We start from the raw sequence: 12,363 nt of genomic DNA on the forward strand, positions 1-12,363 counted from the left end.
ATCATGATGCACCCTGAACGAGTCCAGCAGTTGATCGCCGCTGGCCTGCCCTGCGAACACCTGCAGGTCAGCGGCGATGGCCACCACTTCGAGGCGTTGATCGTCAGCGCCAGCTTCGCCGGCAGGAACCGCGTGCAGCGCCAGCAACTGGTCAACCGGATCCTGCAGCAGCATTTCGACTCCGGCGAGTTGCATGCGCTGTCGATGAAGACGCAGACCCCCGCAGAGTGGAGAGACGCCAGCCGTGGATAAGCTGCTGATCGAGGGAGGCCGGCGGCTCGCCGGCGAAGTCGCGATTTCCGGCGCCAAGAACGCGGCGCTGCCGATCCTCTGCGCCAGCCTGCTCAGCGCCGAACCGCTGCATCTGCGCAACGTGCCGCAACTGCGGGACGTGGCGACGATGCTGCGGCTGATCGAGCAGATGGGCGTCCAGGTCAGCCGCGAGGGGACTTCCGAAGTCGTCCTCGACAGTCGCAACCTCGACAATCCGCTCGCCCCGTACGACATGGTCAAGACCATGCGCGCGTCGATCCTCGTCCTCGGTCCACTGCTGGCGCGCCACGGCGAGGCCCGGGTGTCGCTGCCGGGCGGCTGTGCCATCGGCGCCAGACCGGTCGAGCAGCATATCCGCGGTCTGCAGGCAATGGGCGCAGAGATCCAGGTCGAGCACGGCTATATCCATGCCCGCATTGCCGGCGGCAGGCGGCGCCTGCAAGGCACCCGCATCGTCACCGACATGGTCACCGTCACCGGCACCGAGAACCTGATGATGGCGGCGGTTCTCGCCGACGGCGAGACGACGATCGAGAATGCCGCCCGCGAACCGGAAATCGTCGATCTTGCCGACTGCCTCAGCTCAATGGGGGCGCGCATCTCGGGCGCCGGCAGCGACCGCATCCGCATCCGCGGCGTCGACTGCCTGCACGGTGCAGCGCACACGGTAATGGCCGACCGCATCGAGACCGGCACCTACCTCTGTGCGGCAGCGGCAACCGGCGGCAGCATCCGGCTGACCCACACTTCGGCCGCCTACCTCGATGTCGTCGTCGATAAACTGCTCGACGCCGGCTGCGAGATCGTCGCCGAGCGCGAGGCGATCCGCCTCGCGGCACCGCAGCGTCTCAAGGCAGTCAGCGTGCGCACCTCGCCGTACCCGGCATTCCCGACCGACATGCAGGCGCAGTTCATGGCGCTGAACTGCGTCGCCGAGGGCACGGCGGTGATCCGCGAGACGATCTTCGAGAATCGCTTCATGCATGCCGTCGAGCTGATCCGGCTCGGTGCCGACATCCGGATCGACGCCAGCAACGCGCTGGTCACCGGCGTCGAGCATCTGCAGGGAGCGACGGTCATGGCGACCGACCTGCGCGCGTCGGCCAGCCTGGTGATTGCCGGACTGGTGGCGCAGGGAGAAACGCTGATCGACCGCATCTACCATCTCGACCGCGGCTACGAGCGAATCGAGGAGAAGCTCGAACAATTGGGCGCCGTCGTCCGGCGAATCCGCTGAGCGACGCGGCCGCGGCGACCCGGCACGGCGACTGCTGCCCGCATGCGCTTCATCCACTGCGCTGACATCCATCTCGACAGTCCGCTGCGCGGGCTGGAACGCTACGAAGGCGCACCCGTCGACGAGATGCGCGACGCCACCCGTCGCGCCTTCGCCAATGTCGTCGACCTCGCCATCGAGCGCGCCGCCGACTGCGTCCTGATCGCCGGCGACATCTTCGACGGCGACTGGCCGGACTTCAATACCGGCCTCTACTTCGCCGCGCAGTTGCGCCGCCTGGCCGCTGCCGACATCCGCGTCTTCCTGAGCTACGGCAACCATGATGCGGTCAGCAAGCTGACGCGTTCGCTACCGCTGCCGCAGAACGTCTTCTGCTTTCCCGCGAATCGTCCGGCGACGCAGGTGCTCGCAGACCTCGACCTGGCGATCCACGGCCAGAGCTTTGCCAGCGAGGCGGTGACGATCGACCTCGCCGCCGCCTATCCCGCGCCACGCGACGGGCTGCTCAACATCGGCGTCCTGCACACCGCGCTGTCGGGGCGCGAGGGACATCAGCCCTACGCGCCGACGACGGCACAGCGCCTCGCCGACAAGGGCTACGATTACTGGGCGCTGGGTCATGTCCACACCCGGGAGATCGTCCGCGAATCGCCATGGATCGTCTTCCCCGGCAATACACAGGGGCGGCACGCGCGTGAGACCGGCGCCCGGGGCTGCATGCTCGTCGAAGCCGAGGCCGCCCTCGGCATCCGTTCGGTCGAGTTCGTTGCCACCGACGTCGCACGCTGGCAGCAGCTCGTCATCGACATCGCCGGACTGGCGTCGGCGGAGGAGCTGCACGCCGCCGTGCAGAACGAGGTGCGTTCGCTGCAGGCGGCGGCGGAGGAGCGGCTGCTGGCGATTCGCCTGACGCTGACGGGGCGCGGGCCACTGCATCGGCTGCTCGTCGCCGATCGCGAAGCGCTGCGGGCGCAGCTCGCGGCCTCGGTTGGCGAAGCCTCGGCCGGCCGCGCCTGGCTCGAAAAGGTCCGCATCCGGGTGACGGCGCCGCTCGACCTCGAACGCCTGGCCGGCCGCGACGACCCGATCGGCCTGCTCCTGCGCTCGCTCGATTCGCTGGCCGCCGACCCGACGGCGCTGCACTCGCTCGCCGAAGCCGTGCTCGCCGATCTCGGCCAGAAGCTGCCGCCCGATCTGCGCGGCGCCGACGGTTCGTGGGCGCTGGATGCGGACGCAGCCCTCGCCGACGCGCTGGCGAGCGCCAGGGAGCGCCTGCTGGCGGTGATCGGCGCCGAGGACACGCGATGAAGATCGAGCAGATCGATCTCAAGGCCTACGGACACTTCAGCAATCAGCGCCTGAGCCTCGCCGGCAGCGCCAACCTGCACCTCATCTGCGGCCCGAACGAGGCCGGCAAGACCACCCTCTGGCGCGCGATCAACGGCGCCCTCTTCGGCATCCCCGAAACCACCCGCGACGGCTACCTGCACGGCAACCCGAAACTGCGCGTCGGGCTCGTCCTGTCGTCGCGCGCCGGCGAGCGGCTGGCCGTGATGCGCCGCAAGGGTCGCGTCAATACCCTGCTCGCCTACGATCCCGGGACGGCCAGCGAACTGCCGGCGACGGTGCCCGACGAGCGACTCGGCGACTGGCTCGGCGGCCTCGGCCAGGGACTCTTCCTGGCCATGTTCAGCCTCGACCACGCGGCGCTGGTGCGTGGTGGCGAGGCGCTCGCGCAGGGCCGCGGCGATGCCGGCGAAAGCCTTTTCGAAGCCGGCGCTGGTCTTGGCTCGATTCGCGCCCTGCGCACCCGGCTCGAGAGCGAGGCGGAAAGCCTGTTCAAGCCACGTGCTTCGAAGTCGGCCATCTACCGGGCGCTGGCCGAGCACGAGGAAAGCCGGCGGCAGGCACGGGAAGCAGCTGTGCGGCCGCTCGACTGGACCGCAGCGCGGTCGGCGATGGAAGCGGCAAGCAAGGAGTACGAAGCCGCCCGCGCCGAGCAGCTGCGACTGCACACGGAAGCACGGCGGCTGGAGCGTCTGGCGGCGATCCTGCCGGACGTCGCCGCGCTCGGGCTGGCGCGGCAGCAACTCGGCGAACTCGCCGCCGTGCCGCTGCTGCCGCCGTCAGCGGCGAGCGAGCGGGTGGCGGCCGTGACGCAGCGGGCGGAAGCACTCGCCGCCGAACGGGCGGCGGCGTCGCGCCTGCAGCAGCACCAGAACGCGCTGGCGGCGATCCGCATCACCGACGCCGTCCTCGCCGACGCGGAAGCCATCGAGGCGATTCACCACGCCACGGCCGCCTGCCGTGAAGCAAGCCTGCAGTCGGCCCGCGCGGCAGCGGCCATCGCCGCGGCGCGCGGCCACCTCGATCGCATCGGGCGGCAGATCACCGGCGACGCGCAACCCGCCGATGCGCTGCAGTGGATCCCCGATGCGACGCGGACCGCCCGGATCCGCGCACTGATCACCGAGGGCGCGACGCTCAAGGCCAGCCACCAGGCCGCTCTCGCACACCGGCAAGCGAAGACGCTCGAGGTCGCCCAGCTCGAGGCAGCGCTGTGCGAGCTGCAGCAGACGCTGGCGAGCGACGATCTCGGAAACTACCTCGATTCGATTGCCGACCAGGGTGATCCGGAAGCGCGGGCGCAACAGCTCGAGGACGAGGTGGCGGCAGCAGCCACCCGGCTCGCAGCCGAAGCCCGCGGCCTGCGGCTGCCGGCGGCGGCCGTGGCGCGGACGACGGCGCCGCTCGACGCGGAGCTGCAGGCATTCCGGCTGCAGGACGAGGAGTTGCGCCGCCGCGAGCGCTCGATCCGCGAGGCGATCGAGAAGCTCGAGGACGATCTCGCCGCCCTGCGCGGTGACATCAAGGGTCTCGAGATCCGTGGCAACGTCCCGACCCGGGAGGCCATCGCCGCCCTGCGGAGCGCGCGCGACGGCCTCTGGCTCGCGCTCCGCCGGCATTTCCTTCCCGCCGACGCCAGCGTTGCGCGCGATCCGCCGCCACCGGCCGAAGCTTACGAGCTTGCCGTCAGCCGTGCCGACGAGGCCGCTGACGACCTCTTCGCCGACGCCGAACGCGCCACCCGCTATGCCGGGTACCGCGTCCGCGAGTCACAGATGGAGAGTGCCCTCGATCTCGACCGCCAGCGCGCCGCCACGCTCGCCGGCGACACGCACGAACTCGCGCGGCACTGGGCGGCGCTGCTCGCGGCGAACGGCCTGCCGCCGCTGAAGATCGGCGAAGCGGCAGCCTGGCTGGCGAAGCGCGAAGCGTGGCAGCAGAAGTTCGACGCCAGCCAGGTGCAGCGGCAAGAAGCAGAGCGGCTGCGCCTGCTGGCGCAGGACGTCCGCAGCCGGCTCGGCGAACTCTGTGGTCGACCGGAAACAGCCGCGCAGACGGCAGGCGAACGCCTGTCGGAAAGCCTGGCGCGAGCGCGGGCGATCAACCGCCGGCACGCCGAGCAGCGCACGCAACGGCAGCTGAAGAGCAGCAGCCTGGCGAACGCGGTCGCAGTGCTGCAGCATGCCACGGACGCCGCCACCGACAGCGGTGCCGCGGTCGCCGGCTGGACAAGCCGCTGGGCGGCGGCGATGGCCTCGATCCGGCTCGCCGCCGACGCCAGCGAAGCGGAGGCAACCGCCCGCCTGCAGCAGTTTGCGGAGCTGGTCGACGCGCGCGACAGCCTCGACCGATCGCGCAAGGAGCACGACGACGCCCGCATCCAGATCGACGACTTCCAGACCCGTCTCGCGACGACCTGGCAGCGGGTCCGCGGCGAAGCACTGCCGGTCGATGACCGCAGCCCCGACCTCCTCGCCGCCGAGCTCTATCGCGAACTCAACCTGACGCGTTCGCTGCAGGAGAAACGGAACACCCTGAGCCAGCAGATCGCCGACGACCAGCAGGCCATCGACGAAGCGCGGCTGACCGCCGGCGGAGCGGCGACGGTCATCGAACGGCTTCAGCGGCAGGCCGCTTGCGACACGATCGAGGACCTCGAACTGGTCGAGGGACTGAGCGCGCAACGCGGCGCACTGACCGCCGAGGTTCTCGGCATCGAAGCGCGGCTCGTCCGGGCGGCCGGACTTCCCCTGCCGGAGGTCCTCAGGCAGGCGGCCGGCCAGGAACCCGACGCCATCGCCGAAGGCCTGGCGCGGAATGCGCAGGAGAGCGAGCGGAACGTCGCCGACGTGCAGCGCAGTCACGAGCGCTACCTCGCTGCCCGGCAGCATTTCGCGACGATGGACGGCTCGGCGGTCGCCGCCGACGCGCAACAGCGGATGGCGCAGCACGCCGCGCGCCTCGCCGAACTCGCTGCCGACTACGCCGCCGCACGGATCGCCGCGGCGGTTCTGGCACAGGTCATCGACGCCTACCAGAAGCGCAACCAGGCGCCACTGGTCGACAAGGCGTCGCGCCACTTTGCCGCGCTCACCGGCAACCGCTACCGCGGCGTCGTCGTCGACTACGACGACGAGCGGCAGATCCTCAAGGCCGTGCGCGCCGACGGCGAACGCCTGCACATGGAGCAGTTGAGCACCGGCCGCCGCGACCAGCTCTTCCTCGCCCTGCGGCTGGCAGCGATCGAAGGCCACCTCGACAACGGCGAGCCGTTGCCGGTCATCGTCGACGACATCACCGTCCACTTCGACGACGCGGCGGCGGCCGCCACCTTCAGGGTCCTGGCCGAGCTGTCGCAGCGAACGCAGGTTCTCTTCCTGACGCATCACGAGCACCTCCTCGACGTCGCCAGCAAGGCGGTCGGCAACGATGCCTACCGCGCGCACCAGCTGTCGGGGTGACCCGGGCGATGACACCGGTGACTCACCCCGGCGCCGGCTTCGCCGTGGCGCGATCGGGCAGGAGATGCGGAAGCCGGGTTGAGCCTGTCCGCCGGCATCGCTGAAGAAATGACTGGAGCCGCAGCATGGAAATGATCATCGACGTCATCCTCAAGGCCGGCCGTTCCGCCGTCGAGTTGGCCTTCTTCGTCCTCCTGCCGGTAATGGTGGTGATGCTCTGCCTGATGCGCCTGCTCGAAGCGCGCGGCCTCCTCGACGCACTCGTTGCCCGGCTGACGCCGCTGCTGAAGCCCTTCGGCCTCAACGGCATGGGTGTCTTCGCCGCCCTGCAGATCAGTTTCGTCAGCTTCGCCGCGCCGATCGCCACCCTCAGCATGATGGAGCAGCGCGGCACCTCCGACCGCCACCTCGCCGCGACGCTGGCGATGATCTTCGCCATGGCGCAGGCCAATGCCGCCTTGCCGATGATGACCATGGGCCTGCACCTGGGAAGCACACTGGCCTTTTCACTCATCGGCGGCCTGGCCGCCGCCACGCTCACCTACCATGTCTTCGGCCGCCACCTCTCCGCGGTCGAGGAGAACGTCGACGAGAGCCTGCAACATCCTTCGGCTGCCGGCGCCAAGGGCGTGCTCGACACGATCAACCTCGCCGGCGCCGAGGCCTTCCGCATCTCGGTCGGCGCCATTCCGATGCTGGTGCTGTCGCTGGTGGTGGTCGGCGCCCTCAAACGGCTCGGCATCATCGACCTGCTGACGCAGTGGCTGACGCCGCTGCTCGCCCTGGTCGCCATCGATCCGACGCTGATCCTGCCCTCGCTCACCAAGTACCTCGCCGGCGGCACGGCGATGATGGGGGTGATGGACGAGATGCGCCGCGCCGGCCAGATCAGCGTCGAACAGCTCAATGCGAGCGCCGGCTTTTTGATCAACCCATTCGACCTGCCCGGTGTCGCCTTCCTGATCTCTGCCGGCCGGCGCGTCGGCGCGGTCTGGAAGCCGGCCGCGCTGGGCGGCTGCATCGGCATCCTGCTGCGCAGCATCGGCCATGGGTTCTGGGCTTGAGGCGGCAAGTGGCAAGAGCGACGTCGCCGGCACCCATGCAGCCATCGGTATGCGGCAGGCGCCTTCGTCGATGCCTCGCCAAGCCACCTGCCCGGCGCTCCGGCGCGCCTGCCCGGACTCCCCGACCAGGCGCGCCGGAGCGCCGAATGGCGCCATCCCTGACCATCCGCGAGCGACCTCGGTGACAGCCGCAGCCGACACCCGGTCGTCCCTCCCCGACACGCCGACGCTGCTCCTGCTTGCCAGCCTGTACTGCGCGCAGGGCCTGCCGTCGGGGCTGTTCGCGCATGCACTGCCGGTGCTGCTGCGCCAGCACGGTGTCGATCTGGCCGTGATCGGTCTGCTCAAGCTGCTCGCCCTGCCGTGGATGCTGAAGCTGCTGTGGGCGCCGTGGGTGGACCGCATCGCCTCGGCTCGCCTCGGCCACCATCGCGGCTGGATCCTGCCGCTGCAGGCGACGATGATCCTCGGCGTCGCCAGCCTGGCGGCGGCAAGCCCGGCGCTTCTCTTCGGCAACGGGCTGCCACTGCTGCTCGGCCTGATCCTGGCCATCAACCTCGCCGCCGCGACGCAGGACATCGCCACCGACGGCCTGACCGTCCGCCTGCTGCCCGAGCGCTGGCGCGGGCTTGGCAACAGCCTGCAGGTGGGCGGTTACAAGGTCGGCATGATCGTCAGTGGCAGCGGGCTGCTGCTGGTCATGGATGCGCTCGGCTGGAACGTGGCTCTCGGCGGGATCACGCTGCTGCTCGTCCTGTGCACGCTGCCGGTCTGGCGCTTCGCCGAACGGCAGCGGATTCCGCATGCCCCCGGTGCCGCCGAGACGGCGCTCGGGCCGCGCTTGCTGCTCGCGCACTACCGCGGGCTGCTCGCCCAGCCCGGGATGTTCGCCTGGCTGGCCGTCGTGCTCGGCTTCAAGCTCGGCGATGCGCTGGGCTCGCCGATGATCAAGCCGATGCTGGTCGACCAGGGCTGGACCAATGCCATGCTCGGGCAGTTGACGCTGGTCAGCAGCGCCGCCGGCATCGCCGGTGCCGTACTCGGCGGCGCGCTCTACGCGCGGCTCGGCGCCCACCGCTCGCTCTTCCTGTTCGGCCTGCTGCAGGCGGCCGGCATCGCCGCCATGGCGCTGCTGGTCGGCCACGGCGGCAACGTCGGGCTGGTCCATGCGGTGGCGCTCGCCGAACAGGTCGCCGACGGCATGTCCACCGTCGCGCTGTTCGCCGTGATGATGCGGCGCTGCCGCCCGCAGCATGAGGGCGCCGACTTCACCCTGCAGGCAAGCGCGCAGGTGCTGTTCGCGGGGCTGGTCGGCGGCAGCAGCGGCGTGCTCGCCAAAGCCGTCGGCTACCTGCCGCTGTTCCTCATCGCCGGCACGCTCGGGCTGGCCGCGCTGGGCCTTCTGCGCGCCGGCATCGCGGCAGCGGAAAGCAGGCCGGCAGCGTGAGCCGGGAGAGCCGCTGGCGCCGGGATGCCGCTGCGGGAAAAGGGCACCCCGTCTGGCGGGCTCACGGAACGCTCCGGGGCTCGGACTCGAAGCGGGCGAGCAGACCGTCGTAGCGCGCCGAGCGCGCGGCGAGCAAACCGCTCGTGCCGTCCAGCACCTCGGCGAAGAAAGCCAGCGTCAGGTCCACGGTCGCTGACTTGACGAGCGGATTCAGGTCGCGCCCGCCGGGACCGAGGCGGTCGGTGAACATGCTGTGCGCACCGTCGCGAAATACCACGAGCGCCTTGTGCGCACTGCCGGTCGCCGCAAAGACGCGCACCCGGTCCTCGTAGTCGGAGCGATAGCCGGGAATCCGAATCTCGTCTCCCTTCGCCGTAATGTGCAGCGTCGGGATGCCGATCGGGCGCACGACGGCCTCCGGGTCGGGCTCGCCATGGAAGGGCGGCGCACTGATGAGGACGGCACCGACGATGCGGCTGTCGCGGAAACTCAGCGTCCCTTGCGGGCGCGCGAACACCGCACCGGCAGCGAGCAAGGCCGTGTTGGCACCATAGGAATGACCGGCAGCGAGAATCCGCGCCGCGTCGATCGTGCCGGCAAGCTGCGCGTCGTCGAGCACCTCGTCGAGGGCAAAGCCAAGGTCACGCACTCGGTTGATCGCCTCGGCCTCGTCCGCCGCCCCCTGCAATCGGGACACCATGTCGAAGGGGTTGCCGCTCCACAAGCGGCTGTCGCTGCCGACGTGCTGCACGTGTAGGCTGGCGTAGCCCTGCGCCGCCCAGTTCGCGCCAAGATAGGAGTAGCCTTCGCGCGAACCGCCCATGCCGTGCGAGAAGACCACCAGCGGCACCGACCCGCGTCGCGCGGTCGCGGCGGGCAGGTAGAGTTTGGCCAGTACCTCGCGCTGCCGGTCGCGGTCGAGCCACTGGAAGCGGAGCACTTCATAGGCGGCCGGCTGTGGCACCAGCTTGGCCTCGACCAGCTCCGCCTGGTGACGTGCCGACCAAGACTCGACGAGCCCGCCGGATCGCCCATCCGGCGTCCCGCCGCAGGCAACAAAGAGGCCAGCGCATGCCACCAGCGCCAGCACGGTGCTCCAACGGATTGTGGTCATCAAAGTACGCCGCCCAGGATTCGCATATCTTGCCAATCAGTCTCTGAGCATCCCGCGTCGAGCAAGTTCAGGTGCCGAGCGAACGGTCATCACGCGACGGTTGGACACCCGTGATGATGAAAGTCATCACCGATCAGTGCTGCAGTTGCCCATAGAGCCGGCTGTACAGCCCGTCGCCCTGGATCAGCTCGTCGTGCTGGCCTTCCTCGATGATCTGGCCACCATCGAACACGTAGGCCCGGTCGGCTTGTTTCACCGCGCTCAGGCGATGGGCGATGATCAGCGTGGTCCGTCTGTTCAGGAAGCCGCGCAGCGCCTCATGCAGTCTCGCCTCGGTGTCGGCGTCGAGCGCCGACGTCGCTTCGTCCAGGATGACGACCTGCGGGGCGGACAGCACCATGCGGGCAATCGCCAGGCGCTGGCGCTGGCCCCCGGACAACCGCACGCCCTGGCGGCCGACGATGGTATCGAGGCCGCTCGGCAAGTCGCGCACGGTATCGGCGAGCTGCGCCACCTGCAGGGCCTGCCACAGCTGTTCGTCGGTGAGTTCGCGGCCCAGGCTCAGGTTCGCGCGCACCGTGTCGTTGAAGAGCGCCGGATGCTGCAGCACCGTCGCAACGTGGCTGCGCACGACCTCCATGCCGATCTCGGTCATCGGCACGCCAGCGAAACTCACCGTGCCGGAGTCAGGCGGATACAGACCGAGCAATACCTGGACCAGGGTCGACTTGCCGCCGCCGGAAGCACCCACCAGCGCCACTTTCTCTCCCGGCCGGATGCACAGGCTGACGCCGTTCAGGACGGGGGTATCGCCGTAGCTGAAGTGGACGTCCGCCACCTCGACGCCGACCGTATGCTGGCCAGCGAAGGGGTTCTTCCGGTGCGGGTAGTGCGGCTCATCCTTCAGTTCGAGCAGGCGGTTGATGCGCCCCAAGGCCGCCTTGGCGGCGTAGAAGGCGTACTGGATGCCCAGGATCTCCTGCACCGGAGCCATCATGAACCAGAGGTAGCCGAATACCGCCATCATCTGGCCGATGCTGAGATCGGAATACACCACCATCAGCATGCTGATGGCGCGGAACACGTCGAAACCGAACAGGAATACCACGAAGGACAGCCGGCCGGCCGCATCGCTCTTCCAGGAGAAGGCGGCTGCGTCCGTGCGAATGCCGCGTGCGCGTTCGATCACCAGCGCAATGTAGTGGCGCTCGCGGTTGCTGGCGCGGATCTGCTGGATCGCATCCAGGGTTTCGGTCAGCGCCTGCTGGAACAGCTCGAAAGCACTGTTTTCGCGCTTCTTCAGATCCTTCACCCGCTTGCCCAGCACCGTGGTGAAGTAGATGACCGCCGGATTGAGGAGAAGAATGAACAGCGCCAGCTGCCAGTGCATCCACAGGAGGACGATGGCGGTACCGATGATGGACAGCAGCGCCACCAGGAACTTGGACACGGATGCGCCGATGAACGTGTCCATCGCGTCGAGGTCCTTGACGAAATGGGACGCGACGGCGCCGCTGCCAAGGGTTTCGTACTCCGACATGGCGATGCGGCTCAAACGCTGCAGCATCTGCTCGCGCATGCGGAAGACCACATCCTTGGCAATCAGGGTGAAGCTACGGCCCTGCCAGACGCCGAGGATCAGCGCCGTCAGCCGCAGTGCCAGCGTCAGCGCGAGCACCGCGCTGATGTACAGCACCGGCCCCTGCCAGGCGGCAGGGGAGTGGCCGTTCAGCCATTCGACGAGGCGACCGGGTTGATGCAGCAGCACCTCGTCCACCAGCAGTGGCATCAGCAGGGGAATCGGCACGCCCGCCACCGCCGCCAGGATGGCGACGATGTGCGCGCTGATCAAGTCCGTTCTGTGCTCGCGGACGATAGCGAGGACTGACTGCCAGGTGTATTGATTGGACATGATGTGTGGGCCGAAAAGAGGCGAGAGCACGCAGATGAAAGACCTGACCGTTGCAGTGTATCTGCGCCTTTGTGTTGAATGATATCTGGATTGCTTGCCCACAACCGGTCGGATCCGATGTGCAGCCAACGAGGACGAGGGAGGCGAGAGATGATCACCGCTCTGTCGATGCGCCTGCATCACCTGATCGATGATGTGGAGGCCCACTCGCTGCGGAGCGGCCGCCAGCGCATCGTTGCCTACCTGTTGCGCCATGCGGAGGAAGGCCACGGCGGGGCAGTCACTGTAGCCCTCCCAACCAACAAGCGGATCATCGCCTCGTGCCTCAAGATGACGCAGGAGACGCTTTCGCGCCCCCTGCAGTCGCTTGGAAAACAGGCCTGCTGCTGGAAGGCGGGGTGGAGATCAATGGCATTGGAGCGTGCCGGTAGTTGCGGTACATTGGCGAAACGCCGCGCTTGTGGCTCCGCGACGCGCAGGCGTACCAAGAAGAGTTGCTCCCCCTGAC

9 protein-coding genes are annotated in these 12,363 nt (G+C 68.9%); 7 read left to right on the forward strand and 2 right to left on the reverse strand.

Going from position 1 to position 12,363, the window contains the following annotated elements; genetic code table 11:
• Positions 1-3 precede the first annotated feature (3 nt).
• The 6 genes from V5B60_RS01925 (at position 4) to V5B60_RS01950 (ending at position 8,829) form a co-directional block, all read left to right on the forward strand.
• Positions 4-252, forward strand: a complete 249-nt coding sequence (locus tag V5B60_RS01925; RefSeq protein WP_434735299.1) for a BolA family protein — start codon at positions 4-6, stop codon at positions 250-252.
• A complete protein-coding gene (gene murA / locus V5B60_RS01930) occupies positions 245-1,510 on the forward strand; it encodes a UDP-N-acetylglucosamine 1-carboxyvinyltransferase (protein WP_332345343.1) in 1,266 nt (421 codons plus the stop codon). The genes V5B60_RS01925 and murA overlap by 8 nt, the downstream gene beginning before the upstream one ends.
• Before the next feature lie 42 nt (positions 1,511-1,552).
• Positions 1,553-2,818: a metallophosphoesterase family protein gene (locus tag V5B60_RS01935; protein WP_332345344.1), complete on the forward strand. Its 1,266-nt coding sequence runs from the start codon at positions 1,553-1,555 to the stop codon at positions 2,816-2,818.
• Positions 2,815-6,318, forward strand: coding sequence for an ATP-binding protein (locus V5B60_RS01940; RefSeq protein WP_332345345.1), 3,504 nt, complete (start codon positions 2,815-2,817; stop codon positions 6,316-6,318). Before V5B60_RS01935 ends, V5B60_RS01940 begins: the two co-directional genes overlap by 4 nt.
• 125 nt (positions 6,319-6,443) lie before the next feature.
• On the forward strand, positions 6,444-7,382 hold the full coding sequence (locus V5B60_RS01945; protein ID WP_332345346.1) for a nucleoside recognition family protein: 939 nt from the start codon (positions 6,444-6,446) through the stop codon (positions 7,380-7,382).
• Positions 7,383-7,563: 181 nt separating this feature from the next.
• Positions 7,564-8,829, forward strand: coding sequence for an MFS transporter (locus V5B60_RS01950; protein WP_332345347.1), 1,266 nt, complete (start codon positions 7,564-7,566; stop codon positions 8,827-8,829).
• A gap of 61 nt (positions 8,830-8,890) precedes the next feature.
• Here V5B60_RS01950 and V5B60_RS01955 read toward each other — a convergent pair whose 3' ends face one another.
• Positions 8,891-9,943 (reverse strand): alpha/beta hydrolase family protein, encoded by a 1,053-nt coding sequence (locus V5B60_RS01955; RefSeq protein WP_332345348.1) that lies wholly within the window; start codon positions 9,941-9,943, stop codon positions 8,891-8,893.
• Positions 9,944-10,076: 133 nt separating this feature from the next.
• A complete protein-coding gene (locus V5B60_RS01960; RefSeq protein WP_332345349.1) occupies positions 10,077-11,855 on the reverse strand; it encodes an ABC transporter ATP-binding protein in 1,779 nt (592 codons plus the stop codon).
• A gap of 150 nt (positions 11,856-12,005) precedes the next feature.
• On the opposite strand from V5B60_RS01960, the gene V5B60_RS01965 reads away from it, so the two are divergent.
• The gene (locus V5B60_RS01965) at positions 12,006-12,362 is read left to right on the forward strand and encodes a helix-turn-helix domain-containing protein (RefSeq protein WP_332345350.1); all 357 of its coding nucleotides are present in this window, start codon (positions 12,006-12,008) and stop codon (positions 12,360-12,362) included.
• Position 12,363 lies beyond the last annotated feature (1 nt).

Origin of the sequence: Accumulibacter sp. (genome assembly GCF_036625195.1) — a bacterium.
Taxonomy (GTDB): domain Bacteria; phylum Pseudomonadota; class Gammaproteobacteria; order Burkholderiales; family Rhodocyclaceae; genus Accumulibacter.